A 26,077-nucleotide genomic window follows, 5' to 3' on the forward strand; every position below is an offset into this window, starting at 1 on the left:
GAAGGCCAGTGCCGAGACGACGGAGACCCGCGACAGCCATGCCGACGACCCAAGCCGCCGACCCGCTCATTGACCTCGCCTCCGTCACGCTCAGCCTGTCCGGCAATGCCGGCCGGGTGGACATCCTGCGCGGCATCGACCTCAGGGTGATGCGGGGCGAGACGGTGGGGCTCATCGGGCCTTCTGGGTCGGGCAAGAGCTCACTCCTCATGGTCATGGGCGGGCTGGAACGGGCCAGCTCCGGGCAGGTGCGCGCCCTCGGGCAGGACCTCTCGGCGCTGAACGAGGATGCGCTGGCGCGGTTCCGCCGCGATCATATGGGGGTGGTTTTCCAGTCTTTCCACCTGATCCCCACCATGACGGCCCTCGAAAATGTCGCAACGCCGCTTGAACTTGCGGGCGACCGCGACGCCTTCGACAAGGCGGCGGAGGAGTTGCGCAGCGTGGGCCTCGGCGCCCGGCTGGACCATTACCCGGCGCAGATGTCGGGCGGGGAGCAGCAGCGCGTCGCCCTCGCCCGTGCCGCGGCACCCCGCCCGGACATCCTGCTCGCCGACGAGCCGACCGGAAACCTCGACGGCACCACGGGCGAGGCGATCATGGACATGCTCTTCGGCCTGCGCGACCGCGGCGCCACCCTGGTCCTCGTCACCCACGCGCCCGAGCTCGCGGCGCGCTGCGACCGGGTGGTGGGCCTGCGCGACGGCCTGCTGGACCCCGACAGCGCCGCGGCTGCCCGGGCCGAGGCCGCGGAATGAGCCCTGCCCTGCGCATCGCCCGGCGCGAGTTGCGCGGCGGGCTCTCCGGCTTTCGCGTCTTCCTCGCCTGCCTCGCCCTCGGGGTGGCGGCCATCGCAGCGGTGGGCTCGGTGCGCAGCGCCATCGACGCGGGGCTGCGCGCGGAAGGGGCGGTCATCCTGGGCGGCGACGCGGAGATGCGCCTCACCTACCGCGCCGCCACGCCGGAGGAACGCGCCTTCATGGAGGCCCGGGCCACCGCGGTCTCCGAGGTGTTCGACTTCCGCTCCATGCTCACCACCACCGGCCCCGCCGGCGCGCGGGACCGCGCCCTCACTCAGGTGAAGGCGGTGGACGCGGCCTACCCGCTCTACGGAACCGTGGGTCTCGACCCGCAGATGCCGCTGGCCGAGGCCCTCGCCCCCGGGCCCGGGGGCCTGCCCGGCGCGGTGCTGGATCGCGCGCTGATCGACCGGCTGGGCCTCGCGGTGGGCGACACCGTGCGCCTCGGCAGCACCGCGTTCCGCATCAGCGCCGCGCTCACCCGCGAGCCGGACGCCGGCACCTCCGGCTTCAGCCTCGGGCCGCGCAGCATCGTCGCCCGCGCGGCACTGGAGGGCAGCGGCCTGCTCGGCCCCGGCACGCTCTACGAGACGGACTACCGCCTGCGCCTGCCCCCCGGCACCGACCTCGCCGCCACCGAGGACGCCGTGCAGGCGGCCTTCCCGGAAGCCGGCATCCGCTGGCGCGACCGGCGCAACGGCGCGCCCGGGCTGCAGCGCTTCGTGGACCGGCTGGGCGCCTTCCTGGTGCTGGTCGGGCTCGCCTCGCTGGCGGTGGGCGGTGTAGGCATCTCCGCCGCCGTGCGCGCCTTCCTGGAGCGCAAGACCGACACGATCGCCACGCTCAAGACGCTGGGCGCCTCCGGCAACACCATCTTCGCGATCTACTTCCTTCAGATCGGGCTGCTGACCCTGGTCGGCATCGCGCTGGGGCTCGCGCTCGGCGCCGGCCTGCCCGCCCTTCTCGGGCCGCTGCTGGCCGACGAGCTGCCGGTGCCGGCGCTCTTCGACGTCTACGCCGCCCCGCTGGCGGAGGCGGCCCTCTACGGCGCGCTCACCGCGCTCATCTTCACCGTCTGGCCGCTGGCCCGCGCGCGCGACATCCGCGCCGCCGGGCTGTTCCGCGACATGGCGGCGCCGGAGCGCCATCTGCCGGGCTGGCGCTACATGGCGCTGGTGGCCGGGCTGTCGGTGCTGCTCATCGGGCTCGCCTGCCTGTTCTCGGGGCTGTGGACGCTCACGCTCTGGTCCGCCTTCGGGGTGCTGGCCACGCTGGGCGTGCTGCTGGCCGCCGCGGCCCTCACCCGCCGTCTCGCCCGCAGCGCCGCGCGGGCGCGCGCGCTGCGCGGCCGCCCCATGCTGCGCCTCGCCCTCGCCGCCGTGGGCGGGCCGGGCGGCGAGACGGCCAGCGTGGTGCTCTCGCTCGGGCTCGGGCTCACCGTGCTCGCCGCCGTCGGCCAGATCGACGCGAACCTGCGCGAGGTGATCAGCCGGGAGCTGCCGGACCGCGCCCCGGCCTATTTCTTCGTCGACATCCAGTCCGACCAGATCGACGGGTTCCGCGCCCGCGCCGGGGCGGAACCGGGCGTGGAGCGCATCGACAGCGCCCCGATGCTGCGCGGCATCATCACCCGCCTGCACGGCGTGAAGGCCAGCGAAGCGCAGATCGACCCCGATGCCGCCTGGGTGCTGCGCGGCGACCGCGGCGTGACCTACGCCGACACCCGGCCCGAGGGCAGCACCCTCACGGAAGGGCGCTGGTGGCCGGGCGACTATGCCGGCCCGCCGCTGGTGAGCTTCGCCGAGGAGGAGGGCCGCGAGCTGGGCCTGAAGCTGGGCGACACCCTCACCGTGAACGTGCTGGGCCGTGACATCACCGCGAAGGTAGCGAATTTCCGCACCGTGGATTTCCGCTCCATGGGCATCAACTTCCTGATGGTGTTCAATCCCGGCGCCCTCTCCGGCGCGCCACACACCCATCTCGCCACCGTCTACGCCACGCCGGCCGCCGAGGCGCCCCTGCTGCGCAGCCTCGCCGACGCCTACCCAAACATCACCGCCATCCGGGTGCGCGATGCCATTGCCCGGGTGTCCGGCGCCCTGGGCGAACTCTCCCGCGCCACGCGCTGGGGCGCGGCGGCGGTGCTGCTCACCGGGTTCACCGTGCTCATCGGCGCCGCCGCGGCGGGCGAGCGGCGACGGGTGTTCGAGGCGGCGGTGCTGAAGACGCTGGGCGCCGGCCGCGGCCACATCCTGGGCAGCTTCGCCATCCGCGCCGCCGTGCTGGGCGCGGCGGCCGGGGCGGTGGCGGTGATCGCCGGCGGCCTGGCCGGCTGGGCGGTGATGGTATTCGTGATGGATGCAGGCTATGCTTTCGAACCGGTCTCGGCGGTGGGAATCGTGGCTGGCGGCGCGCTCGCCAGCCTGCTCGCCGGGCTCGGCTTCGCGCTGCGGCCTTTGGCCGTGCGCCCGGCGCGGGTGCTCCGCGCGCGGGATTGAGGCGCCAGGCAGGCGGCCACCCCCGGGGGTGGCCGGCACGCCTGGCGCGCAGGATATCCGGGGATGCCGGGCGCCCGGGGCGGGCGCCTGCGTCCGCGCGCCGCGGCCTGAGCGCCTCATCGCGCAACCCCACGAAAACGTGGTCACAAGCCGCCCCGGCAAGCGCATCTGTCACACCCGCGCTTCTTGATTTCGAAGCCGACAATCCCGACATTGGGAGGCGGCCCGGATGTGCGGGCGAGTTCGACACATGGTCAGAGAAAAGGGAGTGCCGAATGGCTCAGTTTGAAACGGTCCGGCGGACATCTGCCGGCGTGCAGTCCGCGGAAATCGACGCGGGCCTGCGCGCACACATGAACAAGGTCTATGGCCTGATGGCCATCGCCATGGTGATCACCGGCATCATCGCTTACGTGGTGGGCACCGATGCGGCGGTCGTCATCAACGCGATGAAGCAGGGCATGGACCCGGCCTCGGCCCAGACCGCGATCATCCCCCCCTCGGTCATCGCGGCGCTGTTCTTCTCGCCGCTGAAATGGGTGATCATGTTCGCCCCGCTCGCGGTGGTCTTCGCCTTCGGCGCCATGCTCAACCGCATGTCCACCTCCACCGCCACGATGGTGTTCTACGGCTTCGCGGCGCTGATGGGCCTGTCGATCTCCTGGATCTTCGCGGTGTTCACCGGCATCTCGATCGCCCAGACCTTCTTCGTGACCGCGATCGCCTTCGGTGGCCTGTCGCTCTACGGCTACACCACCAAGCGCGACCTGTCGGGCATGGGCGCCTTCCTGGTGATGGGCGTGATCGGCATCCTCGTCGCCTCGATCGTCAACATCTGGCTGGCCTCGCCGGCGCTGCATTTCGCGGTTTCGGTCATCGGCGTGCTGCTGTTCGCGGGCCTCACCGCCTTCGACACCCAGAACATCAAGAACACCTACCTGCAGGTCCGCTCCCAGCCGGGCGGCGAGGTCATGGCGGAGAAGATGGCGATTTCGGGGGCCCTGAACCTCTATCTCGACTTCCTCAACATGTTCATGTTCCTGCTGCAGCTTATGGGCAACCGCAACTGACGGCAGCCCTCATCCGAGACATCTGGCGGGCCGGGGCGTAACCCCCGGCCCTTTGCTTTTCCACCCGCGCCGCCCGGCCAGCCCGGGCCGCGGTTCCGCCGGTCACGGCAATGACGGAGAACATGATGCGACTGGTCCCGGCCCTTCTCTCCCTGCTCGCGGCGCTCGCCACGGCGGGCGCCGAAGCAGGCGAGGCACCGGTGGGCGTGCGCGCGCTCGGCCTTGCCGCCCCGGACCGCGGCACCACCACCCTCGACAGCAGCATCTGGTACCCGGCCGGCCCCGGCGGCGAGCGCGGCGCCTACGGCGGCAGCCCGGTGTTCCGGGCCACGCCGGCGCGCCTGGGCGCGCCGCTGGCGCCGGGGCGCTTCCCGCTCATCCTGCTGTCGCATGGCGGCCTGCGCTCGGCCCCGCACATGGGAGACTGGCTGGCCGCCGGCCTCGCGGCCCGGGGCATGATGGTGGCGGTGATCCGCCCTCCGGCACCCCCCGACGCCCGCACGGCCCTGGCGGAGTACTGGCGCCGCCCGGCCGACTTCTCCGCGGCACTGGACGGCCTGCTGGCCGACCCGGACCTCGCCCCGCATTTCGACCCGGAGCGCGTGGGCGCGGTGGGCCTGTTCCTGGGCGGCACCTCCGTGCTGGCGCTCGCCGGTGTGCGGGTGGACCCGGACGCCCTGCGCACCGCCTGCGACGTGCCGGGCCAGTTGATCGACTGCGCCTGGTTCGACGCGCAGGGGGTGGACCTGCACAGGGCAGACCTCGCCCCCCTCTCCGACATCGCGCCGGACCCGCGCTTCCGCGTCGGGGTGGTGGTGGACCCGGAACTCACCAAGCTGCTGGCCGCGGACAGCCTGCGGGACGTGACCATCCCCGTCACCGCGGTGAACCTGGGCACATCGGACCTGGTGGCGCCGGAGCTGGACGCCTCCGGGCTGATCGCGCGCATTCCCGGCTTCAGCTACGCGGCCCTGCCCGGAGCGAGCCGCTTCGACGCCTTCGCGCTCTGCACCCCGCGCGGATCGGCGATCCTCGCCGAGGAGGGGGCGCCGAACTCCCCGCTCTGCGCCGCGCGCAGCCGCGCCGCGGCACACCGGCAGCTTCTGGCACGGGTGTATGACGGGCTGCGCCGCGGCATGGACGAGACCCCGGAGCCCGGCAACGGCGAGTGAGGCCGCCACGGCGCCCCCACCCGCCCCAAACTAAAAAGGCGGCACCCGAAGGTACCGCCCTGGCAGTCGACACCCGGAGGTGTCAGCGAGGCAAGATCATTTGATCTTGCCTTCCTTGTATTCCACATGCTTGCGCACGACCGGGTCATACTTCCGGACCGACATCTTCTCGGTCATGGTGCGCGAGTTCTTCTTCGTCACGTAGAAATGCCCGGTCCCCGCGGTGGAGTTCAGGCGGATCTTAACAGTGGTCGGTTTCGCCATTGTTCCGTCTCCTCAGGCCCCTGCGGGCACATCCAACATCACGCACACCCGCGCGTCAGCGCAGCGGCACGAAAATTCCTGCGCGCCTAATTGCATCCCCGCCCGGCAGAGTCAAGCGCTCCGCGCCCGTCCGCGCCACGCGAGCAGCACGAGATACACGCCCGCCAGCGCCGCCAGCCCCCAGGGCAGCCCGTGCGGGCCGGCGATATCCATCGCCTGGCCCAGAAACGTGGGCGCCAGCAGCGCGCCGAGCCCGTATCCCACGATCACCGCGCCATTCGCCCGCGACAGAGCGTCGCCGGTGTAGCGGGCGCCGAACTCGGCCAGCGGCAGCACGTAAAGCCCCACCACCACGCCTCCCGCCACCAGCAGGAGCCCGGTGAGCCCCACCTCCCAACCGGCCCAGACCGGCATGAGCAGCCCGGTCAGCAGCGCGCCGGAGGCGCAGATCATCATCAGCAGGCGGCGGGGGTAGCGGTCGCTCGCGATGCCCATCGGCATCTCCAGCAGCATGTTGCCCAGCGGCACGAGGGCCACCAGCGCGATGGCCACCCCCTCCTCCAGCCCGATGCGCAGGCCCCAGACCGGCAGCAGCCCCAGCACGCCGAACTCGAACACGCTGTAGAGCACCACGCCCCAGATCAGCGACGGGTCGGTGCGGAAATAGCGCAGGGTTTCCAGCACGCTCGCCGGCGCGGAGCCGAAGTTGCGCGGAGCGTGGCGGCCGCCGATCAGCACGGGCAGCGCCGCGCAGGCCATGATCAGCGCGGCCCAGAGGAACGGTGCCCAGCCCAGGGTGCCGACCGCGTTCAGCAGCAGCGGCCCGGAGAGGAAGCCGCCCGAGAGCAGCAGGCCGTAGATGCCCAGCCACAGCCCGCGCCGGGCGGCGGGCGCGCCGGAGACGATCCACAGCTCCGACCCGAAGAACAGCGCCGTGGCCCCGAGGCTGAAGCCGAATCGCGCCGCGATCCAGCCGAAGTAATCGTCCATCGCGCCGGCGATCAGCAGCATGGAGCTGCAGCAGGCCGCCGCCGCGGCCATGATCGGGATCAGCCCGGTGCGCGCCACCACCCGCGGCATCAGCAACCCGCCGGCCAGCATCGCGATGGCGAGCGAGGAGGAGGACAGCCCGATTTCCAGCCCGGAATAGCCCTTCCGCTCCATCAGCACCGCGAAGAGCGGATGCGTGAGCGAGATGCCGAAGCCGGCGAGGGTGACCGCGAGGATGGCACAGAGCAGGCCGACCGCGTTCCCCCCCGCCTCAGAGGGCACGGAACCAGGAGCGTTCATCGTCGTGGTGGAAATAGGGCACGGGCCTGTCGGCGGTGTCATCGCGCAGGATGGCGGCCACTTCGGCAAGGACGATCTCGGTGATGAACGGCATCTGCAGCCGGCGGGCGGCGGCGAAATCCAGCCAGGTGAGATCGGAGAGCTCATCCTCGGCGCGGGAGAAATCATCCGGGTCGCCGTCGATCTCGCGCGCGTCGACGAGGAAGAACCGGGCGTCGAAGCGGCGCGGCCGGCCCTTCGGGGTGACGGCGCGGAAGATGAAGCGCAGCGCGTCGGTGGCCGGCATCAGCCCGCGCGCGAGGAAGGGCTGCCACGGCGCGGGCGCGGCCTCCGCCGCGGCGCGGGCGGCGGGATGAGGCCGGCCGAGCGCGAGGCCGGTTTCCTCGAACATCTCGCGCACCGCGGTGCGGGCCAGGGCGGTGCCGATGCCCCCGGGTGCGTCCGCGCCGAGGCGCTGCGCAGAGCCGGGCGCGAGCGGGGTGTCGAGCGCCAGCGCGGCGTCGGCCGGGTCGATCGCGCCGCCGGGAAACACGAAGAGGCTGGGCATGAAGGCGGCCCCCGCGCCGCGCTTGCCCATCAGGATCCGGGCGCCCGCCTCCCCGCGCCGCACGATCACCACGCTCGCGGCATCGCGAATCGCGGTCTTGTCCGGGAGGGCCGGGGGGGGAATGTCGGTCGGGCTGGTCATGCGGCCTCTCGTCTGCTGCGCCAGACTATGGCCGCGACACTCAGCGCTTGTCCAGTCGCACGGGGCTCAGCCGGAGGACCGGTCGAATCCGTGCATGCGCCGCGACCACTGGAAGGCCACGAACATCCCCTTGATCCGGGGCAGGAGGTAGAGGGTGATGCACAGGAACCCCAGCGACAGGCCCACGGCCATCAGCCAGGGCTCCGGCCGGAAGGTGGAATAGACGATCAGCATCACCGGCGCGACAAGGTGGCCGACGATCACGATGGTCGCCCAGGCCGGGCCGTCATCGGCACGGTGATGGTACAGCTCCTCGGCACAGACCGGGCAGCTGCGGCGCACGGCGAGGTATCCCTTGAACAGGGTTCCGCCGCCACAGGCCGGGCAGCGCCGCTTCCAGCCGCGCGCAAGCGCCGGACGGAGAGGGCGGTCATCCACCATGCTGGCTGTTGGAGAGGTGTCGTCACGCATGGTCAAGATATATGCCGCCGTGCGGGGCATGTGACCCTGACAGAGTGTCATTGCGTCGGGATGACGCGCATCTGGCGCTTGTCATTTTCTCCGCTCCTGTCCGATTCCGTCCGCCCCCCGCTCCGACGCTGCGCCCCGGGCCGGAACGAGAGACCGTGGCCCACCGGCCGCCCGCACATCCGGCAGCGCGGATCGCCCTGCCGGAGCCGCTGCCACCGCCGGCACCCCCGCTTCGCGGCGCCGCAGCCCGCACATCGCCCGCACCTCCCGGCGCCCGCGCCGGAAGTGGCCCCGGACCTTGCACACCGGGCAGGACGACCCCGCCCCGCCCGGGGAATATTTTCCGCCTGCCCCACGACGGAGCCCGCACCCTGCCCCGTATGAAGAGATACACAGGCCGGAACGACAGATGTTCCGCCAGGAGACTGGAGACAAACCATGAAGACTCCCTTGAGCGCCACGCTTGCCCTGCTCGTTGCCCTGTCGCCCCTGGCGGCGGGTGCCGCGTCCTCCGGCGGTGCCGGCCCGCAGGGTCACGGCCCCTCGGGCCACGGCCCGGCGATGTTCATGAAGATGGACGCGGACGGAGACGGCACCGTCACCCGGGCCGAGGTCGACGCCTTCCGCAAGGCCCGTTTCGACGCCGCGGACGCGAATCATGATGGCGAGATCACCCGCGACGAGCTGGTCGCCTCGATGACCCAGCGCCTGGAGCAGGAGCGGCTCGACCGCGAGAAGCGCCGCGCCGAGGGCATGGCCGACCGCATGATGGCCCGCGCCGACGGCAACGGCGACGGCGTGATCTCCGCCGGGGAACCCCCCGCGACCTTCGAGGACATGATGTTCCGCCGCTTCGACACCGACGGGGACGGCACGATCAGCGCACAGGAGGCCGAGGCGGGCCAGCGCATGATGCACCACCACGGCGGCCCGCGCGGCGGCCACGACGGCCCGGGCCCGATGCGCCACGGGTTTGCCGACCCGCGCCCGGCCGAATAAGGTCCTTCCCGGCGCGGCCCGTTCCGGCCGCGCCGGGAGCAGACCCCGATGACCATGGCATTCGACTCCGCCCCGACCGAGACCAGCGACGAGACGCTGCTCGTCCGCTACGCAGCGGGCGACCAGTCCGCCGCGCGGGCCCTGACGGCGCGCCACGCCCCCCGGGCGCTGGCCGTCGCCCGGCGCATGTTGCGCGACCGGGCCGAAGCCGAGGACGTGGCCCAGGAGGCCATGCTGCGGCTCTGGCGCATCGCGCCGGACTGGCGCCCGGGCGAGGCGAAACTCTCGACCTGGCTCTACCGGGTCACGTCGAACCTGTGCACCGACCGGCTGCGCCGCCGCCGGCCCGGGGTCACGCTCGACGACGCGCCGGAAGTGTCGGACGGCGCGCCCTCGGTGCAGCAGTCGATCGAGGCCCGCGAGCGCGCCTCGGCCCTGCACGGCGTCATCGGAACGCTGCCCGAGCGGCAGCGCATCGCCCTGCAGCTGCGTCACTTCGACGAGCTGTCGAACATCGAGATATCCGAGGTGCTCGACACGTCGGTGGAAGCCGTCGAAAGCCTCCTGGGCCGCGCGCGACGCGCCCTGGCCGCGGCTCTCGCGGAGAGACAGGAGGAGCTCGGCTTCCGCTGAGCATCGTGCATGATGGATGACATGAAGAAGGAAACGGAAGGATGAGCCGCACCGGAGACCCGGGCGCCCCGGACCGGGGCGCGGATGACATGCTGGACGCCCTGTTCGCCGAGGCACGGCGGGCCGAGCCTGGCCCCTCGGAGGCGTTCTACGCCCGGATCCTGGCCGATGCGGCCGAGGTGGCGGCCGCGCGCGCCGCCCCGCCCCGCCCCGTGGCCGCCGCGGCGCCGGGCCCGGACCTGCTGGCGCGGATCGCCGGGCTGTTCGGGGGCTGGCGCGCGGTGGCGGGCCTTGCCGCCTGCGCGGCCCTGGGCTTCTGGGTCGGCTTCGCCGGGCCGGACTCGCTCACCGACCTGCCGGTGCTCGACACGATCACCGGCGCCGACACCACCCTTGCCTACGAGCAGACCAGCAGCGAATTCGCCCTGCTCGTCGACACCTACCCGGAGATCTGACATGCCCGATCCGGCTTCCCCGGCCCGCAGCCCGCGCTGGGTGAAACTCCTCCTCGCCGTATCGCTGGGCACAAATCTCGTGGTCGGCGGCCTGGTCGCGGGCGCGCTGCTGCGCCCGGAGCATGATCGCGGCACGCCGTTCATGGCCTTCAACCTGCGCCACGCGCTGCGCAACCTGCCCGAGGCGGACCGCGCGGCCTTCGACGCGATCAACGACGAGATGCGCGCCGACATGAAGCCGCTGCTGGAGCGCTCACGCGATGACCGCGACCAGTTGCAGGAGATCCTGCGCGCCGACGATTTCGACGCCGACGCGATGCGCGGGATCCTGGAGCACCAGTCCGACGCGTTCGGGGCCATGTTCCGCCAGGGCACCGAACGGGCGGTGGACGTGCTGGCCGGGATGTCCCCCGAGGCCCGCAGGCGCTTTGCCGACGCGATGGCGAACCCGCGCCGCCCCCCCCGCGGCCCGGACAATCCGGAGCACAAACCGCAGGAGTGACCGGCGCCGGGCCGGCTGCGGGGAACCGGTCCGCCCCCGATCCCGGGGCCCCGCCGCGAACCTCGGCCGCCTGCGCTTGGCTCCGCCGTCCACAACCGCGCACGGCTCTGCCCTCCGCATCCGCAACCGGGCGGCAGGGCCCTCGCCCCCCGCAACCGCGCGGCTCGGCCCTCCGCCCTCCACATCCGCGCGGCACGGCCCTCGCCCTCCACATACGCATCCGCAACCGCGCGGAACGGCCCTCGCAACCGCCCGTGACGAGGGCGAGGGCCGCCCGGGCGCTGTCGGTCATCCGCTCGCCGTGGCCCGGCTGCCCGACTTGCCGCCATTTCCCGCGCGCTCGGGGCCCAGAGAGGGCCCGCTGCCGGTCTCGCCACGAGACCGGCTCTCGTTCAAACGGGCGGGCACGCGGCGCAGCGTTCGGGGCGGAGAGGAGAACCGCGCCCGTGCCAAAGCCCCGGAAGGTTGCGGTTCCGCTCCCCGTCCCGAACGCCTCGCCACGCAGTCGGGCGGGTTCGCGAGGGGATAGGCGGCGCGCAGATCCCTGGTCAGGTCCGGATCGGGTGACGGGACCGGGAAGACGGAGAGCGCCGGGCCCTCCGCGCACAGCCCGCTTGGCCACTGAACCGCGGCGCATGCCCCCAGGGCGCCAGGGCGGCGGAGTGGAGAGGGTGGACCGCGGCATCGAGATGCGTCTGCTGGGCGATCGCAAGGCTGCCTGTCGGCGGCAGCGGGGCAGGCGGGCCGCGGTCTCGGCCCGTGGCCCGTAAGCGCGATGTGGCCGACATCCTCGTGTCGTGAGGCTGCCGCTCCCGGCTCTCCGGTCCCCGGAACCTCCGGGGATACGGGTCGTGCGGACAGGGGCGCAGCCCCGATTGCCAGGCGCCGGGCCGGGTTCCCGCCTGCGGTACGGGCCGCCTCCGGCTCACGCATGCGTTGTCGGGATGGCCCTGCGGCACCAGCTTCCGGCGTCCGCCCGCGTCTCGAGGGCCATCGTGGAACGCCACGGGCCCGGCCGCGCTGGCTGGCGGTTCGAGACCGGCACGGAGGCGCGGTGTTCCGACCGCTTCGAGCAGGCCATGCCGCCGGGCGCTCGCAGGTGGTGCCGCTGTGACGCCCGCGTACCCCGCATGCCCGCCACCGCATCCGGGCCCTGGAGGAGCCGCGCGGCCTGTTCGGCGGGGCCGACGAGGCACCCCTTGTCCTCCGCCGCGACGCGCCCCCCTTGGCAACAGAAGACCTTTCGCGACTGCACCCGGGCACTGCCCGGGTCAGCGCGCCGGGCGATGCGCTGACCCGGCACCGGTGACGGCCGGGCGCAGCATGTCCGGAAACGCCGCACCTATGACCTTTGGTCCCTCCCGGGCAAGCGCTACCCTGTAGCGGTTCAGCCGGGGAGGTGCCGCAGCGCCGGACGCCTGACCGCCCAGCCTGCAAGGAGCCCTGGCATGTTCGACGCACGACCGTCAGACACAGCAGACACGTTCGGCGGCCCCGGAAGGGGCGCCCTGCTGCCGGTGGGGCGTCTCGCGCCGGGCATGTTCGCCGTCGGGGCCGAGAGAGCCACGATCGCGCCGCTCCGGCCGCGGATGGCGGCGGGTTTCGTCAGGCGTGTGCCGGTGGTCGCCGCGCTGGTGGCAGTGTTCAGCCTGGCGCTCAGCTCGCACCTTATCAGTGCGCTCATCGGGCGGACGCCCCGGTGCAGGGCGCTGCCGCCGGCCGTGGGGCTGTTCACGCCGGGAAGTGTCCTCGCGGCCTGCTCCCCCGGCCTTGCCGAGACGAAGGCGGTGGCGGCGGGGCTCGGCACTCCGGCGGGAAACGCGCCTGCGGGGTCCGTGGTCGCGCCGGGCCCGCGAGGCCATCGCAGCACGGGGTTTCAGCCTGTGACCCCTCTGACCGGCGCAGATGGTGCGGCGGATCGCGGCCGGCCCGGGCGACCGGGCGGGAGCGGCGCTGGCGCTCGGCACCTCGGCGATGCCACCGGGCGTCTCCCCTGGCCGCGCCGCGGGCGCGGGCATTCCGGGCAGCGGGGCGCTTCGGGGGATCGGACGTCCCGCAGGCAGCGGCAAATTGGTGTCGCTGCGGCTCAACCTCAGGGCGGAAGCGGCATGAGCCGCGCCATGAACCGCACTGCGCGCTGGTCCGGCCATGGCGCCGCGCGGGGCTGAGCGTATCCTGTCCGGGGCGGCGAGGCCGGTGCTGGCCCTGTTGCTGGCCGGGATCATCTTCGTCACCGACGAGAAGGTGGGCTTTCATGCCGCGGTCTCCGTGCTCTACCCGCTGGTTCTCGTCCTGGGGGCGGGCCGCTCCGGGCGGCGCGGCATCCATGCCTGGACGGCGCTGTGCCTCGCGCTGCCGGTGATCTCCTTCATCTCGGTGCACATGCCCCGGCCGGGGGCAGAGGCCGCGCTGCGCCTCACCTTCGCGCTGGCCGTGACCGGGCTGACCGGCGCGTTGCTGAACGGCCGGCTCCGCCTGCGCGAGGCGCGCGACGCGCGGGCTTCGAGCGAGGAGACCCTCCGGCAATTCGCCGAGCTGATCCCGCAGATCCTGTTCCGCACGGATGCAGGCGGGCGCCTCACCTATCTCAACCCCTGGTTCACCCGGCTCACCGGGCGGAGTGCCGGGGAGGCGCTCGCGCGGCAGCACTGGCACGAGGCGCTGCACCCGGAGGACCGCGATCGCTACCTGCGGCTGCACACCGAGGCCGGCCTGAGCCCGCAGCGCATCCATGTCCGCGCCCGCGACAGCGCCGGGCAGTACCGCTGGCTGCTGCTGCACCGCCGCCCCCGGCTGGACCCGGTGACCGGCGCGCTGGCCGGCTGGTATGGCAGCGGGATCGACGTGGACGCCGAGGTCCGCGCCGCCGCGGAGATCCGCGATCTCAACGCGCGGCTGGAGAGGCTCGCGGCACAGCGCGAGGAGGCCCTGCGCCGCAGCGAGCACCGTTTCCGCGCCCTGTTCGACGATCTCAACATCGCCTTTGCCGAGCATGACCTGAGCGCGGCCAAACCGCTCGTTGACGCGGCCCGGGACGCCGGCGCAGGCAGCCTTGCCGCCCATGACGCCGCACATCCCGGCTACATCGCCCGCTGCCTCGCCGGCATCCGGCTCGTGAGCGCGAACCGGGCCATGCTGCAGATGCTGGGATACGGGGAAGAGACCGGGCTCCTGAGCCCGGCCTGGCCCGCCCCGCGCGGGGGGCGCGGGGCGCAGATGCCCCTGATCCAGCTCGAGGCGCTGTTCGACGGGCGATGCCATGTCAGCGGCTCGACGACCCTTCCCGGCAGGGATGGCCGCGCCCTTCCCGTCGCCTTCGGGCTGAACCTGATCCCGGAGAGCTGCACGGCCCTCTCCACATTCATCGACATTTCCGAGCAAGAGGCCGCCCATGCGGCGATGCTCGCGGCGCAATCCTCCCTCGCGCGGGCCGGGCGCGCGGCGACCATGGGGGCGCTGTCCACCTCCCTCGCCCACGAGCTGAACCAGCCCGTGCAGGCGCTGACCACCGAGATCGACACCATCCGCCGCTGGCTGCAGCGCGACCCGCCGGAGATGGCACGCGCCCTGCGCACCCTCGACCGGCTGGCGGGCAACGGCGCGCGCATTGCCGCGATCATGCGCCGCACCCGCGCCCAGCTGGTGACGGGCGAGGCGCCGGCCATGCCGCTGGATCTGCGCGCGCTGCTGCGCGAAACCTCCGCGCTGCTGGAGGGTGACCTGTCGCACCGCTCGGCGCGTCTGCAGGTCGAATGCACTCTGGACGATCCTCAGGTGATCGCGGATCGCATCGGTCTCCAGCAGGTCTTCGTGAATGTCCTGCTGAACGCGGCCGAGGCCATCGCGGCACGGCCGGGGGGCGGGCATGGGCTGATCCGGGTTCTGGTCCGGGAGGCGCCGGACGACATGGCCTGCATCCGTATCCGCGACGACGGCCCCGGCATCGCCCCGCAGCACCTGGAGAAGCTGTTCGAACCGTTCTTCACCACCCGGGCGCAGGGCATGGGCATGGGGCTGCACATCTGCCGGGGGATCATCGAGCGTTTCGGCGGCACGATCTCGGCGGGAAACCATGTCGGCGGCGGGGCGGAGATCCGCTTCACGCTGCCGCGCCCCCGGGCCCGTGCCTGCGCGGAGCACGCGGCATGAGCCGGACACCGCCTGCCTCAGGGGGTCGGCCTGCCGGCGACGGCCTCCACGTGGAGGAGCAGCTCCGGCGGATCGAAGGGTTTCTCGATGAGCCGCACACCGGTTTCCCGCGCGGCGCGGGCAAAGACCTGCGGGGTCGCGAAGGCCGAGATCAGCACCACCGAGACCGTCACCCCGCGCCGCCGAAGCGCACGGACCATCTCCAGCCCGCTCATGCCCGGCATCTGGATGTCGCTCACCACGAAGGCGCTCGCGCGCAGGGCCGGGCTGGCGAGAAAGGCCTCCGCGCTTGCGAAGCAGCACACGGCGTAACCGCGGCTGCAGAACATGTCGTCCAGCGCCAGCCGGACGCCTTCGTCGTCATCGATCACCGAAATCAGCGGCCGGGCACACACGACGTCCATTCCTTTTCTCAAGCGCGACCTGCTGGGGGAACCGGGCCCGAAGCCGGCCGCGAACACAATCATACCGCGGTATTGGGTGCCCCCCCCCCCGCGCCCCCCGCACAGGAGACCGTCATGAAAGCATCCCTGCCCGGCGCGCGCCCGGCGCCCGACACCGCCAGCACCCCCCTTGCGATCATCGTGGACGACGACAGCGGCGTGCGCGCGGCGCTGGAGGATCTCTTCGCCTCCGTCGGGCTGGAGGTGCGCAGCTACGGGTCCGGCGATGCCTTCCTCGCCGCCGGACTGCCGCAGCGCAACAGCTGCCTCATCCTCGATGTGCGGCTTCCCGGCGAAAGCGGGCTCGATTTCCAGGCCCGTCTCGCCACCCTGGCCCCCGGGCTGCCGGTGATCTTCATAACCGGCCATGCGGATGTGCCGATGTCCGTCCGCGCCATGCGCCACGGGGCCCTGCATTTCCTGCCCAAGCCGTTCCGCGACCAGGAGCTTCTCGATGCCGTCTGGGAGGCGTTGCGCGGCGACGAGGCCCGTCGTGCGCGCGACACCGACGTCGCGGCGCTGCGCCGGCGCGCCGAGGCCCTGACCCCGAGGGAGCGGGATGTGCTGCGCGGCGTGAACCGCGGGCTGCTCAACAAGCAGATCGCCCATGAACTCAGCATCGCGGAGGTCACCGTGAAGATGCACCGCAGCAGCGCCTTTCGCAAACTCGAGGCCCGGACCGTCGCGGACCTGATCCAGAAGGCCATGCTGCTCGACCTGTGAGGCCCGGAACCGCCCGGGGGCGGGGCGCCCCATACCGCCGGACACGTTCCGCATGTCTCCCGGCCCTTCTAGCCTGCTTGCGGTGGAGCGCGGCTCCGCCCGGGCGCCCGCGCCCGGTATCCTCCCCGGCCCCCGCGGCCTCCGCCATCCGGGCCGGCCCAAGCGAAGGACCCGCGAAAATGCCCCATGTCTCCCGCGCCGGAATTCCGGCCATCCTGCTGAGCCTGTTCGCCTTCTCCGCCCTCAACCTGCCGGCCGCCGCGCAGGAGGGCGATGCCGCGGCAGGCAAGAAGGTGTTCGGGAAATGCCAGGCCTGCCACCAGCTCGGCGAGAGCGCGCGCAACACCGTGGGCCCCCAGCTCAACGGCCTTGCCAGGCGCGCGGTCGGCAGCGTTCAGGGATACCGCTATTCGAAGGCCCTGGCCGCCGCGGGCGGCCGGTGGACGGATACGCGCCTGGCGGCGTTTCTGGCCGCGCCCCGGACAGCGGTTCCGGGAACGAAAATGGCCTTCGCGGGCCTGCGCAACGCCGACGACATCCGCAACCTCATCGCCTATCTCTCCGGTTTCGAGGCCAGCGGCGCGCAGGTTAACTGACCCGCGGCCCGCGCCGGAACCGATCCGGCGGGCCGGCGCCCCGGCGCATCGCTCATCCCGCCCGTGGCCGGCGGGAGGCGGGCGGGAGGCGGGCGGGACGACAGACGGACGGCATTCGCCCCCGGCCCCGGCCGTCACCCCGCGCCACGGAAGCGGCGGCGGTTCCGCCCGGCGCGCGCCCCGACCTGAGACATGCCCCCGGCAGCACCGGCCGGGCCGGAGGGGTGCGGTGTCCGGCCCCGACGCCCCCGGCGCCCCGGACCTGCCGCGGCAGGACGGCGGCCGGGGGGCGCTGCCCGGTCAGCGGGCGCCGGTGGCTCCCTCGACATCCCGGCCCGGCCCGCTTCCGGCAGGCGCATCCTGCTGCGCCATGGCACGCGGGGTATGCCCGTGGACCCGCACAAAGGCGCGGCGCATGCGGTCGCGGTCGGCGAAGCCGCTGTCGCGGGCGATCACGTCGAGCGGGTGCCGCCCTGTCTCCATCATCGTCTTCGCGGCCTCCAGGCGCAGCCGCTCCACGGCGCGGGCGGGCGACATTCCCGTTTCCTCGCGGAACACCCGGGAGAACTGGCGCGGGCTGAGCCGGGCCACCTCCGCGAGGTCCTCGACGCTGAGCGGCTGCGACAGGTTCTCGCGCGCATAGGCAAGCACGCGCTGAACCCGGTCCGAACGGGGGGCGATGTCCAGCAGGGCCGAGTGCTGCGTCTGCCCTGCCGGCCGGCGGTGGTAGAGCACCATGCGGCGGGCCACGGCCCCGGCAAGCTGCGGACCGTGATCCTGCTCGATGAGCGCCAGAACGAGGTCTATCCCCGCGCTCATCCCCGCCGAGGTCCAGATGCCGTCATCCTCGGTATAGATCCGCTGATCGGTGACGCGGATTGCCGGAAACTCCTCCTTCAGGGCCTGCGCCCGGGCCCAGTGCGTGGTGGCCAGGCGCCCGTCGAGCAGCCCGGAGGCGGCAAGCACGAAGGCCCCGTTGCAGATGCTCGCCACCCGGCGCGCCTCCTGCCGGGCGCGGCGCAGGTAGTCGAGCACCGCAGGCTCCGGCGGACGGCGGACCACCTGCCCCACCACGATCACCGTGTCGGGCATCCGGCGCGACAACGGCTCCGTCACCACCGGAAAGCCGAAGGAACTCGGAACCTCTCCCCCCGAAGCCGACATGAAGCGGATCCGGTAGTCCGGTTCGCCAAGTTCGGAATTGGCCATATCGAAGGCGGTCAGGGCCGCCATCGACATCACCTGGATGCCATCCGAGGCAATAACACCGATCTCCCTCATGCCATTCTCCTCGATTGCACCCTCGTCCCCGGCCTGCAGGCCGGCCCGATTCCATCACGCCTGCCGGCCTCGTGGCGGCAGGCCGCAGCGACCGCCCCGTCGCCTGCAGGTAGCGCGCGCGCAGCGCGGCCCGCAACCCGACCCATACCATGGTCTGCCCGTCACCGGCGAGGGCAGAGGGCGGTGCATCCGCCCGCCTACTGGCCCGGCGCCCGGGGGGAAGTTATTCCTGATCCCGGCAGCAACAGTGCCACTCCAGACCAGGGAAACAGACACATGCACATGTTCGATTGGAACGGCTACCGCGCCCAGGTTCTCGCCGGCGTGGGCGGGCTGGGCAAGCTTACCCCCGACACCGTGAAGGGCTATATGGCCATTGGCGGCGCCGGGGAAAAGACCGGCCATCTCGACGCGAAAACCCGCGAGCTCATCGCGGTGGCCTGCGCCATCACCCTGCGCTGCGACGGCTGCATCTCGGTGCACACCGAGGCCGCCCTCAAGGCCGGCGCCACGGAGGCCGAACTGGCCGAGGCGCTCGGCGTGGCAATCGGGCTCAACGCCGGTGCGGGGCTGGTCTATTCCACCCGCGCGATGGACGCCTTCGCCGCCGCGGCCGAGGGCTGATACCGCCTTGCACGTTCCGCCGGAGGGGGCCTGTCGGCCTCCTCCTGCTCTCCGGCCGGCCTCTGGCCGGCCCGGCCCCGTCCGGTCCCTGCCAGGATCCGGGCGGGGCTGCACCGCCCGCGCCCCGGCGCACCGCCGGGCGCCTCTCCTGCATCTTTCCGGCCTCTCCCCTGTTGCCTCGCACCCCCGCATGCGCGGCCACCCCCCGAAATGCCGCTGGATTCGCTGCAGGAGTTCGAGCCGCAGCGGCTCGGCCAGCAGGCCGTCGAGCTGCGCGGTGAAGGCCAGGCCCGCGCCATGTGCCCCGCAGGCGGCCCGGTCACGCCAGCGCGCGCAGATGCCCCCCGTGCCGGGCGTATCGGCGAGCACGTGCGGCTCGCGGGCGATGCAGCCCTCCTCCGCCCGGGCGGCCCGCACCATCCGGGCGACGGCCGCGAACAGCGCCTCTTCTCGCCCGCGCCTGTCGGCAAGCCGGGCCAGCAGGAATGGAGATGCCGGCCCGACAACGCGCAGGAGCAGACCGCGGTGCCTTCGGCGGAGATGGCGATGTCGTCGCCCCGTTTGCGGCCAGGTGAGGAAGATCCGGGGTGGTGGCGACGCCGGTGGGCATCGGCCCCTCGATATCCGCCACGGTCTGCACGGGGCTGCCACCCCTGCCGGCGGGGCGGTGAGAACCGCCCTCCGGCGTGCGCCTGCCCGGCGACACGGCGCGCGAGGCCGAGCACCGGCTCCTCCATCGCCGCGCCGGCGGCGCGCAGCGCCTTGCCGTCCTCGGTGCGCACGAAGCCCGCGGCGCCGCGCTGGACGAGTGGCAGGTCTCCTCCAGGCCGCGCAACCGCCTTACGGTCAGTTGGCCGAGGCCCGGCGCCCGCCCCGGTGAGCGAGCCCTCCCGCGCCGATCCGCAGATCGCTCCGGCCCGGCCGCGCCAAGGCCATTGCCGCGGCGCGCCCTTCCTGCCCGTATCGCCCCGGCGGAACGGGACGAAAAGCCGCGCCCGGAAGGACAAGCCCGCCCCGCGGCGCTCAGGCGGCCGGTGCCCCGGCGTAGCGCGGCGCGGGGCGGGAGGAGGAGAGATTCGGGATCATCGCCTGCCGTGCCGCCTCCCAGGCGTCCCAGAGCGCACCGTCCTGCAGCGAGGGCATGGTGGCGAATTCGCCGCGGTCGAGCCCGGCGAGCGCCGCATCGACCAGATCCTGCGGTGTCATCACCCAGGAGGCGGGCATCTGGCTCGCGGGCATGCCCGCCGTATCCCAGAAGGCGGTGCCCGTGGCCCCGGGCAGCACCACCTGCACACGCACGCCGGTGCCTGCCAGTTCCTTGGCCAGGGACTGGCTAAAAGCCAGCATGAAGGCCTTGGTGCCGCCGTAGACGCCGTTCAGGATCTCCGGCCCCACCGCCACGATGGACGAGATGTTCACGATCACCCCCGCCCCGCGCGCCACGAAGGCCGGGACCGCGGCATGGGCAAGGCGCATCGGCGCGGTGACGTTGATGGCGATCATGCGCTGCATCTCGTCGACATCGCTGTCGATCAGCGGCGTGACGCCGCCGAAGCCGGCATTGTTCACCAGATGGTCGATGGAGGCATCCTCGCGCAGGATCGCCTCGACCCGGGCGAGATCGGCCTCGCGGGTGAGATCGGCGGCGAGCGGGCGGGCGGTGACGCCATGCTCGGCCGCGAGCCGCTGCGCCAGCGCCTCCAGCCGCCCGGCATCGCGGGCCACGAGCAGGAGGTCATGCCCCCGGGCGGCGAAGCGCTCCGCATAGACCGCCCCGATCCCCGAGGACGCCCCCGTCACGAGCACGGTTGTTCTGCTGTCGGACATCTCACTGTCTCCATCTGGTGCCGCCGCGGGGCGCGGCCGGCGAAGGGCACGAGCATAAGCCCCGGCCCCGCCGCGGGCCCGGACGTATATCCGGCAATTCCGGCCACGGCCGCGCGGCCCCCCGGATGCGCGCCCCTCCTGCCCTGACAATGCTGTCCCCGGGGCCCGGGTCCGGCCGCTTCCCGACAATGCTGTTCCCGGATGGAGGTCCGGTCGCACCCGACAGTGCAGTCCCCGGGCGTGGGTCCGGCCGGTTCCGCCAGTGCTGCCCCGGCGTGGGTCCGGCCACTCCCGGCAGTGCTGCTCCGGGCGTGGGCCCGGCCGCCCCCCGCAGTGCTGTCCCGGATGCGGGTCCGGTCGCGGCCCGATTGTGCGGTCCCCGAGCCCTGAGGCGGAGGTTCTCTCCCCGGCGGTGCCGCCCGCTCAGGGTCAGTCCGGCGCGTCTCCCCCGCTCTCTTGCGCCGGGCGCGTGCCGCGGCGCCATTGCGCGGGCGTCTGGCCGAAGCTGCGGCGGAACCGGCGCTGGAAGGCCGCCTCCGAGGCGTATCCGGCCAGCGCGGCGGCAGCGGCGGTCGACAGTCGGTCGCGCCGCAGGGCCTGCGCCGCGCGCGCCATGCGGATGTCCTCAAGCAGGCTGCGCGGCGAGCGGCCCAGCCCCGCCTCGAAACGCCGCGCCAGGGTTGCGCGCGACATGTGGCACAGGTCCGCCAGCGCCCCGAGCGTCCAGCCGCGCTCCGGGGCGTCGAAGAGCGCCGCGACCGCCGGGGCCAGCGCCGGGTCCGCGGCGAGCGCCGGAAGCCCGCCCGCCCCCGTCGCCCCGGCCCGGCGCAGCGCCAGCACGAAGAGCGCCGCCGAGCAGGCATCGAGCAGCGCCTGCGCGCCGGCCGCACCCGCCGCCGCCTCGGCCTGCATCATCCGCGCCAGTTCCGCGAGGCGCCCGTCATCGCCCGCTCCGGTCTGCAGCACCACCTCGCGCGGCAGGCAGCTCTCCACCAGCCGCACATGCGCCGCCGGAACGAGGAACCGGCCGCAGAGCATCTCGAAGGGCGCGGCCCCGGAATGCGCCCCCGGACGCACCTCCGTGCGGGCCAGCCTGTGCCCGGCGGCGGGCTCCTCCAGAACCGGAACCGGGGGCGCGCCGCTGCCGTCATGGAGCACATGCGCCCGCCCGTCGACGAGAAGCACCATGTCCCCGGCAACGAGCGGCCGGGCGTTGCCCTCCAGCACCGCCCGCCCGGAGAGCACCACATGCCAGGGGATCTCGCCCGCGGGCGCGCGCGGGTTGTCCAGCCGCCAGGGCGCGCCGAAGGCACAGCGGATCTCCAGCCGCCCGCGCAGCGGCGCCATGGCGAGAAGTCTGCTCAGCCAGTCCTCCTGCTCCGCCATTTCTGCACCTTTCCCCGAGATTGAGACGATCAAGCATGAATATGCGCAAATCAGCGCCTTAGAAAGGCACATCGCCAGGCCCAGATCTGTCGCATCGCAACCGAACCTGAAGGAGTGACCGACATGGCATCCCGCATTTCCACCCCCGCCGTCTCCGAGGCCACCGGCGAGACCGCCGCCCTCTTCGCCGACATCCGCAAGGCCGCGGGCGGTGTCCCCGCCGCCTATGCCGCCATCGGGGCGTTGAACCCAGCCGCCCTGCGCGCCATCCTCGGCGCCGATGCGGTGCTCTCCGCCGGCAGCCTCTCCCGGGCCGAACAGGAGGCCATCAAGCTCGCGGTCAGCGCCGGCGCCGGCTGTGATTATTGCGTTGCCGCCCACAGTCTGCTCGGCAAGCGGGCCGGCATCGCCCAGGATGACCTGCGCCGCATCCGCGACGGCGCGCCCACGGGCGACGCGCGCCGCGACGCGCTCGCAGCCCTCGCCCGCCGGCTGCAGGCCGAACCCGGCAGCATTCCCGAAGCGGCCTTCGCCGAGCTGCGCGCCGCCGGCATCACCGATGCCGAGATCGTGGACGTGGCGCTGGCCGTGGCGGTGATCGGCTTCACCAACGTCTTCAACCGGGTGAACGACACCACCATCGACTTCCCCGCCGTCGCCTGAGCCCACCGTCGCCCGAGCCCGCCGCCGTCTGGGCCCGCCGTTGCCTGAGCCCGCCGTCGCCCGAGCCCGCCGGCCATGGCCTTTCCGCCCACCCGCCGGAGGCGGGCGGGCCCCGCGGGGCCAGCCCACCCTATACCAGGGTAGACTGGTCCCGCGCCGCGCATCGTGCCTAACCTGCGGGACCCGACATGTCGCAGGCGAAAGGCAGATCCGATGATCCCCCTCACAATCAATGGAACGACCCATGACGTCGATGTCGAGCCCGACACCCCGCTGCTCTTCGTGCTGCGGGACACTCTGGGCATGACCGGCACGAAATACGGCTGCGGCATCGCCCAGTGCGGTGCCTGCACCGTGCTGGTGGATGGCGAGGCCATGCGCTCCTGCCAATTCCCGGTCGATGCCGTGGGCACGTCGCAGATCACCACCATCGAGGCGATCGAGGAGGACGCCGTCGGCGCCCGGGTGGTCGAGGCCTGGGTCGCGGTGGAGGCGCCGCAATGCGGCTACTGCCAGTCCGGCCAGGTGATGGCGGCGACCGCGCTGCTGAAATCCGTCCCGCAGCCCTCCGACGAGGACATCGCCGACGCGATGACCAATCTCTGCCGCTGCGGCACCTACAACATGATCGCCGACGCGATCCGCCAGGCCGCCGGCTGAAGGGAGAGCATGCCATGAACGACCTCCCCGATTTCGCCCCCGTCGCCAAGGCGACGCTCAGCCGCCGCGGCTTCCTCGGCGCCACCGCCGGGCTGGCGCTCGTCGCCATGCTGCCGGTGCGCCCCACCCGCGCCGAGACCGCCGCCGCCGTGGTGCCCGGCACCCGCGTGCCCGCCTTCCTCGAGATCCGTCCCGACGGCTCTGTGCACCTGCTCAGCCCCTTCGTGGAGGGCGGCCAGGGCATCGCCACCGGCATGGCCCAGACCATCGGCGAGGAGCTCGACGTGAACCCGGCGCGCTTCGAGGTCGACTGCGCGCCCCCGGGCCCGGATTACGCCGTGGTCGGCGGCATTCGGATGACCGGCGGCAGCTTCTCCACCCGCTCAAGCTACCCGGTGATGCGCCAGCTCGGTGCCACGGCGCGCGAGATGCTGATGCGCGCCGCCGCCACCCGGCTCGGCGTGGACCAGGGCACGCTCACCACCGAGGACGGGCGGGTGATCCACGCAGCCTCCGGCCGGTCGCTCGGCTATGGCGATCTGGCCGAGGCCGCCTTCGCCCTCGAGCCCGCGGCAGACGTGGCCCTGCGCGACCCCGCGACCTTCCGCTGGATCGGCAAGCCCGTGCCGCGCCTCGACATGCGCGCCAAGTCCACCGGCCGGGCCATCTACGCCATCGACCAGAAGATCGACGGCATGCTCTACGCCGCCGTGCGCCACGCGGACTATTTCGGCACGAAGCCGCTCTCGATCCGCAACGAGGCGCAGGTGCGCGCCATGCCCGGCGTTCACTCCCTGCACCTGGTCGACGGCGCCCTCGCGGTCTGTGCCGACAGCTGGTGGCGGGCGCGCAAGGCGGTGGAGAGCATCGAGGCCGACTGGTCGCAGCCCGAAGCCAGCGGGCTTGGCACCGTGGCGAAGGATTTCTCCAGCGAAGCGATGCTGCAGGCCCTGCGCGACTATGACGGCGAGACCCATCCCGCCGAGACCGAGGGCGATGCCGCCGCGGCCCTGAAGGGCGCGGACAAGGTGATCGAGGCGGAATACGTCGCGCCCTACCTCGCCCATGGCCAGCTCGAACCGCCCTCGGCCATGGCGCGGTTCAACGCCGACGGCACGCTCGACCTCTGGCTGCCCAACCAGGCGCCGGAGATGTTCCAGGGCTCGGCCGCCGCCGCCGCCGGGCTGGAGCCCGCGCAGGTGCGCATCCATTCGCCGATGCTGGGCGGCTTCTTCGGCCGGCATTTCGTCTACGGCCCCGGCAACCCCTATCCCCAGGCCATCGCGCTGGCGAAGGCCACGGGAACGCCGGTGAAGGTGATCTGGTCGCGCGAGGAGGAATTCCTCAACGACGCGGTGCGCCCGCTGAGCATGAGCCGGTTCCGCGCCGCCATCGGGGCGGACGGCCTGCCCGCCGCGCTTGAGGTGCGCACCATCGGCGAGGGCCCCATCGGGCGCTATTTCGGCGCCATGCTGCGGACCCCGGTCGACAGTTCCGCGGTCGAGGGCATCGTGGAGAAGCCCTATGCCATCCCCAACCGCGCGATGGTGTTCGGCAAGCTGCCCCACCCGGTGAACATCGCCTTCTGGCGCTCGGTGGGCCATTCGATGAACGATTTCTTCTACGAAAGCTTCCTCGACGAGATCGCCGATGCCGGCGGGCAGGATCCGATGGCCCTGCGCCGCGCCCTGCTCGGCCATTCCGCCCGCCACCTCGCCCTGCTCGACGCGGTGGAGGAGCTCTCCGGCGGCTGGAAGCGCGGGCCCTTCGAGGTGGACGGCCAGACCCGGGCGCGCGGCCTCGCCATGGCCTCGCCCTTCGGCTCGGAAACCGCCACCATCGCCGAGGCCTCGGTGGAGGACGGTGCGGTGAAGGTGCATGACGTCTGGGTGGCCTTCGACCCCGGCAGCGTGGTGAACCCGGCCATCGTGAAGAAGCAGGTCGAATCCGCCGTGGCCCTCGGCCTCTCGGCGGCGCTCTACGAGGAGGTGGTCTACGAGGCCGGCCGCAGGCGCGACCAGAACTACGACACCTACACGATCCTCACGCGCGACGACATGCCGAGGGTGCATGTGACGATCCTGGAGAGCGGCGCGCCGATGGGCGGCGTGGGCGAGCCGGGCCTGCCCGGGGTGCTGCCCGCGGTGGGCAACGCCGTGGCCACCGCCACCGGCCAGCGCCCGCGACGGCTGCCGATGAAGAACCTCTCCTTCTCCTGACCACGACCCGGCGTCCCCTCCGGGGGGCGCCGCGCTCCCCCCGGCATTACTCCGCGCCGCCGAGCAGCTCCCTGCCTCCGGGACGACGGCCGCGCATGCCCGGAACCTCCGGCGGAGACGGCTGGGCGCCTCGCCCCACCCCTGCACCTGCTGCGAGACCCGGGAGCGGCGTGACGCCAGTCCGGTCATTCCCGCAAGCCGCGCGGCCCCCCCGCCCCTCGCCGGTGCGCCTGCAGGACACAGGACACAGGACACAGGACACACCACGCGACCGGTGGATCACAAGACGCAAAGCGCGCCACGCGACGGCGGAGCGCGAAACGCACCCGGATGCCCGCGGCGGGCCGCCGCCGCGAAGCGCGCCTCGACCTCGCGCATCTTCTGCGCCAGCTCGGTGGGCGTGAGCGGCCCCTTGGCGAAGAGGATGTTGGCGAAGGCCACGGTCCAGCGCTCATAGCAGGGCAGGCGGCTGACGACAAAAACATCCTGTTGAGGACGCTGGTAGCGACGAAGAGAGGGAAACGGCGGGAATCAGTGTGCCCACTTTGGGACTGAAATGGCGGAAGGGGTGGGATTCGAACCCACGGATACTCTCGCATCAACGGTTTTCAAGACCGCCGCAATCGACCACTCTGCCACCCTTCCGAGGCGCCCTCTTCTAGCG

The 26,077-nt window shown here is 72.8% G+C and carries 24 protein-coding genes, 1 tRNA gene and 1 pseudogene; 15 read left to right on the forward strand and 11 right to left on the reverse strand.

The window, feature by feature from the left end:
* The first annotated feature begins 38 nt into the window (after nt 1-38).
* From FDP22_RS02355 to FDP22_RS02370, 4 genes are all read left to right on the forward strand, one after another.
* Nucleotides 39-758, forward strand: coding sequence for an ABC transporter ATP-binding protein (locus FDP22_RS02355; RefSeq protein ID WP_138576554.1), 720 nt, complete (start codon nt 39-41; stop codon nt 756-758).
* Nucleotides 755-3,298, forward strand: a complete 2,544-nt coding sequence (locus FDP22_RS02360; RefSeq protein ID WP_138576552.1) for an ABC transporter permease — start codon at nt 755-757, stop codon at nt 3,296-3,298. The genes FDP22_RS02355 and FDP22_RS02360 overlap by 4 nt, the downstream gene beginning before the upstream one ends.
* 275 nt (nt 3,299-3,573) lie before the next feature.
* Entirely contained in the window at nt 3,574-4,368 is a 795-nt protein-coding gene (locus tag FDP22_RS02365) for a Bax inhibitor-1/YccA family protein (RefSeq protein ID WP_138576550.1), read from the forward strand.
* 122 nt (nt 4,369-4,490) lie between these two features.
* On the forward strand, nt 4,491-5,540 hold the full coding sequence (locus tag FDP22_RS02370) for an alpha/beta hydrolase family protein (protein WP_138576548.1): 1,050 nt from the start codon (nt 4,491-4,493) through the stop codon (nt 5,538-5,540).
* A gap of 96 nt (nt 5,541-5,636) precedes the next feature.
* Here FDP22_RS02370 and rpmG read toward each other — a convergent pair whose 3' ends face one another.
* From rpmG to FDP22_RS02390, 4 genes are all read right to left on the reverse strand, one after another.
* Nucleotides 5,637-5,804 (reverse strand): 50S ribosomal protein L33, encoded by a 168-nt coding sequence (gene rpmG, locus FDP22_RS02375; RefSeq protein WP_138576546.1) that lies wholly within the window; start codon nt 5,802-5,804, stop codon nt 5,637-5,639.
* Nucleotides 5,805-5,915: 111 nt separating this feature from the next.
* Entirely contained in the window at nt 5,916-7,076 is a 1,161-nt protein-coding gene (locus tag FDP22_RS02380; RefSeq protein ID WP_170317558.1) for an MFS transporter, read from the reverse strand.
* Nucleotides 7,066-7,782: an NUDIX hydrolase gene (locus FDP22_RS02385; protein WP_138576542.1), complete on the reverse strand. Its 717-nt coding sequence runs from the start codon at nt 7,780-7,782 to the stop codon at nt 7,066-7,068. Before FDP22_RS02385 ends, FDP22_RS02380 begins: the two co-directional genes overlap by 11 nt.
* 66 nt (nt 7,783-7,848) lie before the next feature.
* Nucleotides 7,849-8,253 (reverse strand): DUF983 domain-containing protein, encoded by a 405-nt coding sequence (locus FDP22_RS02390; RefSeq protein ID WP_138576540.1) that lies wholly within the window; start codon nt 8,251-8,253, stop codon nt 7,849-7,851.
* A gap of 438 nt (nt 8,254-8,691) precedes the next feature.
* On the opposite strand from FDP22_RS02390, the gene FDP22_RS02395 reads away from it, so the two are divergent.
* From FDP22_RS02395 to FDP22_RS02410, 5 genes are all read left to right on the forward strand, one after another.
* Complete coding sequence (locus FDP22_RS02395) at nt 8,692-9,252, forward strand: EF-hand domain-containing protein (RefSeq protein ID WP_138576538.1); 561 nt, start codon at nt 8,692-8,694, stop codon at nt 9,250-9,252.
* 48 nt (nt 9,253-9,300) lie between these two features.
* A complete protein-coding gene (locus tag FDP22_RS02400; RefSeq protein ID WP_138576536.1) occupies nt 9,301-9,885 on the forward strand; it encodes an RNA polymerase sigma factor in 585 nt (194 codons plus the stop codon).
* A gap of 41 nt (nt 9,886-9,926) precedes the next feature.
* A complete protein-coding gene (locus FDP22_RS24690) occupies nt 9,927-10,340 on the forward strand; it encodes a hypothetical protein (RefSeq protein WP_205910832.1) in 414 nt (137 codons plus the stop codon).
* Nucleotide 10,341: 1 nt separating this feature from the next.
* On the forward strand, nt 10,342-10,842 hold the full coding sequence (locus FDP22_RS24370) for a periplasmic heavy metal sensor (protein WP_170317559.1): 501 nt from the start codon (nt 10,342-10,344) through the stop codon (nt 10,840-10,842).
* 2,196 nt (nt 10,843-13,038) lie between these two features.
* Nucleotides 13,039-14,991, forward strand: a complete 1,953-nt coding sequence (locus FDP22_RS02410; protein WP_170317560.1) for a PAS domain-containing sensor histidine kinase — start codon at nt 13,039-13,041, stop codon at nt 14,989-14,991.
* 17 nt (nt 14,992-15,008) lie between these two features.
* On the opposite strand, the gene FDP22_RS02415 is transcribed toward FDP22_RS02410, so the two are convergent.
* Nucleotides 15,009-15,395, reverse strand: a complete 387-nt coding sequence (locus FDP22_RS02415) for a response regulator transcription factor (RefSeq protein ID WP_170317561.1) — start codon at nt 15,393-15,395, stop codon at nt 15,009-15,011.
* 114 nt (nt 15,396-15,509) lie between these two features.
* On the opposite strand from FDP22_RS02415, the gene FDP22_RS02420 reads away from it, so the two are divergent.
* Nucleotides 15,510-16,157, forward strand: coding sequence for a response regulator transcription factor (locus tag FDP22_RS02420; RefSeq protein ID WP_138576530.1), 648 nt, complete (start codon nt 15,510-15,512; stop codon nt 16,155-16,157).
* 179 nt (nt 16,158-16,336) lie between these two features.
* Nucleotides 16,337-16,753 carry a c-type cytochrome gene (locus tag FDP22_RS02425; RefSeq protein ID WP_138576528.1) on the forward strand — a complete coding sequence of 139 codons (417 nt, stop codon included), beginning with the start codon at nt 16,337-16,339 and terminating at the stop codon, nt 16,751-16,753.
* Nucleotides 16,754-17,053: 300 nt separating this feature from the next.
* Here the strand turns inward: FDP22_RS02425 and FDP22_RS02430 are convergent, their stop codons facing one another.
* Complete coding sequence (locus tag FDP22_RS02430) at nt 17,054-18,034, reverse strand: GlxA family transcriptional regulator (RefSeq protein ID WP_138576526.1); 981 nt, start codon at nt 18,032-18,034, stop codon at nt 17,054-17,056.
* A 276-nt stretch (nt 18,035-18,310) separates the two neighbouring features.
* On the opposite strand from FDP22_RS02430, the gene FDP22_RS02435 reads away from it, so the two are divergent.
* On the forward strand, nt 18,311-18,658 hold the full coding sequence (locus FDP22_RS02435) for a carboxymuconolactone decarboxylase family protein (RefSeq protein ID WP_138576525.1): 348 nt from the start codon (nt 18,311-18,313) through the stop codon (nt 18,656-18,658).
* Nucleotides 18,659-18,997: 339 nt separating this feature from the next.
* Here the strand turns inward: FDP22_RS02435 and FDP22_RS25330 are convergent.
* The 3 genes and pseudogenes from FDP22_RS25330 to FDP22_RS02450 all read right to left on the reverse strand — a co-directional run.
* Nucleotides 18,998-19,078: pseudogene (locus FDP22_RS25330) on the reverse strand (hypothetical protein); the annotation flags it as partial.
* A gap of 603 nt (nt 19,079-19,681) precedes the next feature.
* Nucleotides 19,682-20,485 (reverse strand): SDR family NAD(P)-dependent oxidoreductase, encoded by an 804-nt coding sequence (locus tag FDP22_RS02445; protein WP_138576523.1) that lies wholly within the window; start codon nt 20,483-20,485, stop codon nt 19,682-19,684.
* A gap of 429 nt (nt 20,486-20,914) precedes the next feature.
* On the reverse strand, nt 20,915-21,871 hold the full coding sequence (locus FDP22_RS02450) for an AraC family transcriptional regulator (protein WP_138576521.1): 957 nt from the start codon (nt 21,869-21,871) through the stop codon (nt 20,915-20,917).
* A gap of 123 nt (nt 21,872-21,994) precedes the next feature.
* On the opposite strand from FDP22_RS02450, the gene FDP22_RS02455 reads away from it, so the two are divergent.
* The 3 genes from FDP22_RS02455 to FDP22_RS02465 all read left to right on the forward strand — a co-directional run bounded on the left by FDP22_RS02455 (nt 21,995) and on the right by FDP22_RS02465 (nt 25,413).
* Nucleotides 21,995-22,534 (forward strand): carboxymuconolactone decarboxylase family protein, encoded by a 540-nt coding sequence (locus tag FDP22_RS02455; RefSeq protein WP_138576519.1) that lies wholly within the window; start codon nt 21,995-21,997, stop codon nt 22,532-22,534.
* 213 nt (nt 22,535-22,747) lie between these two features.
* Nucleotides 22,748-23,194, forward strand: a complete 447-nt coding sequence (locus FDP22_RS02460; protein WP_138576517.1) for a (2Fe-2S)-binding protein — start codon at nt 22,748-22,750, stop codon at nt 23,192-23,194.
* A gap of 14 nt (nt 23,195-23,208) precedes the next feature.
* A complete protein-coding gene (locus FDP22_RS02465) occupies nt 23,209-25,413 on the forward strand; it encodes a xanthine dehydrogenase family protein molybdopterin-binding subunit (RefSeq protein WP_138576515.1) in 2,205 nt (734 codons plus the stop codon).
* Nucleotides 25,414-25,692: 279 nt separating this feature from the next.
* Here the strand turns inward: FDP22_RS02465 and FDP22_RS24375 are convergent, their stop codons facing one another.
* Together FDP22_RS24375 and FDP22_RS02470 are read right to left on the reverse strand one after the other, a co-directional pair.
* Nucleotides 25,693-25,878: a hypothetical protein gene (locus FDP22_RS24375; protein ID WP_346728834.1), complete on the reverse strand. Its 186-nt coding sequence runs from the start codon at nt 25,876-25,878 to the stop codon at nt 25,693-25,695.
* A 92-nt stretch (nt 25,879-25,970) separates the two neighbouring features.
* Nucleotides 25,971-26,058, reverse strand: a tRNA-Ser gene (locus tag FDP22_RS02470).
* Nucleotides 26,059-26,077: the final 19 nt, after the last annotated feature.

Origin of the sequence: Paroceanicella profunda, from assembly GCF_005887635.2 — a bacterium.
Lineage (GTDB): Bacteria > Pseudomonadota > Alphaproteobacteria > Rhodobacterales > Rhodobacteraceae > Paroceanicella > Paroceanicella profunda.

Excerpts from the sequence above, each read along its gene's own strand:
- FDP22_RS02355 (WP_138576554.1), top strand. The coding sequence starts at position 39 with ATGCCGACGACCCAAGCCGCCGACCCGCTCATTGACCTCGCCTCCGTC.
- FDP22_RS02360 (WP_138576552.1), top strand. The coding sequence starts at position 755 with ATGAGCCCTGCCCTGCGCATCGCCCGGCGCGAGTTGCGCGGCGGGCTC.
- FDP22_RS02365 (WP_138576550.1), top strand. The coding sequence starts at position 3,574 with ATGGCTCAGTTTGAAACGGTCCGGCGGACATCTGCCGGCGTGCAGTCC.
- FDP22_RS02370 (WP_138576548.1), top strand. The coding sequence starts at position 4,491 with ATGATGCGACTGGTCCCGGCCCTTCTCTCCCTGCTCGCGGCGCTCGCC.
- rpmG (WP_138576546.1), bottom strand. The coding sequence starts at position 5,804 with ATGGCGAAACCGACCACTGTTAAGATCCGCCTGAACTCCACCGCGGGG.
- FDP22_RS02385 (WP_138576542.1), bottom strand. The coding sequence starts at position 7,782 with ATGACCAGCCCGACCGACATTCCCCCCCCGGCCCTCCCGGACAAGACC.
- FDP22_RS02390 (WP_138576540.1), bottom strand. The coding sequence starts at position 8,253 with ATGCGTGACGACACCTCTCCAACAGCCAGCATGGTGGATGACCGCCCT.
- FDP22_RS02395 (WP_138576538.1), top strand. The coding sequence starts at position 8,692 with ATGAAGACTCCCTTGAGCGCCACGCTTGCCCTGCTCGTTGCCCTGTCG.
- FDP22_RS02400 (WP_138576536.1), top strand. The coding sequence starts at position 9,301 with ATGACCATGGCATTCGACTCCGCCCCGACCGAGACCAGCGACGAGACG.
- FDP22_RS24690 (WP_205910832.1), top strand. The coding sequence starts at position 9,927 with ATGAGCCGCACCGGAGACCCGGGCGCCCCGGACCGGGGCGCGGATGAC.
- FDP22_RS24370 (WP_170317559.1), top strand. The coding sequence starts at position 10,342 with ATGCCCGATCCGGCTTCCCCGGCCCGCAGCCCGCGCTGGGTGAAACTC.
- FDP22_RS02415 (WP_170317561.1), bottom strand. The coding sequence starts at position 15,395 with ATGGACGTCGTGTGTGCCCGGCCGCTGATTTCGGTGATCGATGACGAC.
- FDP22_RS02420 (WP_138576530.1), top strand. The coding sequence starts at position 15,510 with ATGAAAGCATCCCTGCCCGGCGCGCGCCCGGCGCCCGACACCGCCAGC.
- FDP22_RS02425 (WP_138576528.1), top strand. The coding sequence starts at position 16,337 with ATGCCCCATGTCTCCCGCGCCGGAATTCCGGCCATCCTGCTGAGCCTG.
- FDP22_RS02430 (WP_138576526.1), bottom strand. The coding sequence starts at position 18,034 with ATGAGGGAGATCGGTGTTATTGCCTCGGATGGCATCCAGGTGATGTCG.
- FDP22_RS02435 (WP_138576525.1), top strand. The coding sequence starts at position 18,311 with ATGCACATGTTCGATTGGAACGGCTACCGCGCCCAGGTTCTCGCCGGC.
- FDP22_RS02445 (WP_138576523.1), bottom strand. The coding sequence starts at position 20,485 with ATGTCCGACAGCAGAACAACCGTGCTCGTGACGGGGGCGTCCTCGGGG.
- FDP22_RS02450 (WP_138576521.1), bottom strand. The coding sequence starts at position 21,871 with ATGGCGGAGCAGGAGGACTGGCTGAGCAGACTTCTCGCCATGGCGCCG.
- FDP22_RS02455 (WP_138576519.1), top strand. The coding sequence starts at position 21,995 with ATGGCATCCCGCATTTCCACCCCCGCCGTCTCCGAGGCCACCGGCGAG.
- FDP22_RS02460 (WP_138576517.1), top strand. The coding sequence starts at position 22,748 with ATGATCCCCCTCACAATCAATGGAACGACCCATGACGTCGATGTCGAG.
- FDP22_RS02465 (WP_138576515.1), top strand. The coding sequence starts at position 23,209 with ATGAACGACCTCCCCGATTTCGCCCCCGTCGCCAAGGCGACGCTCAGC.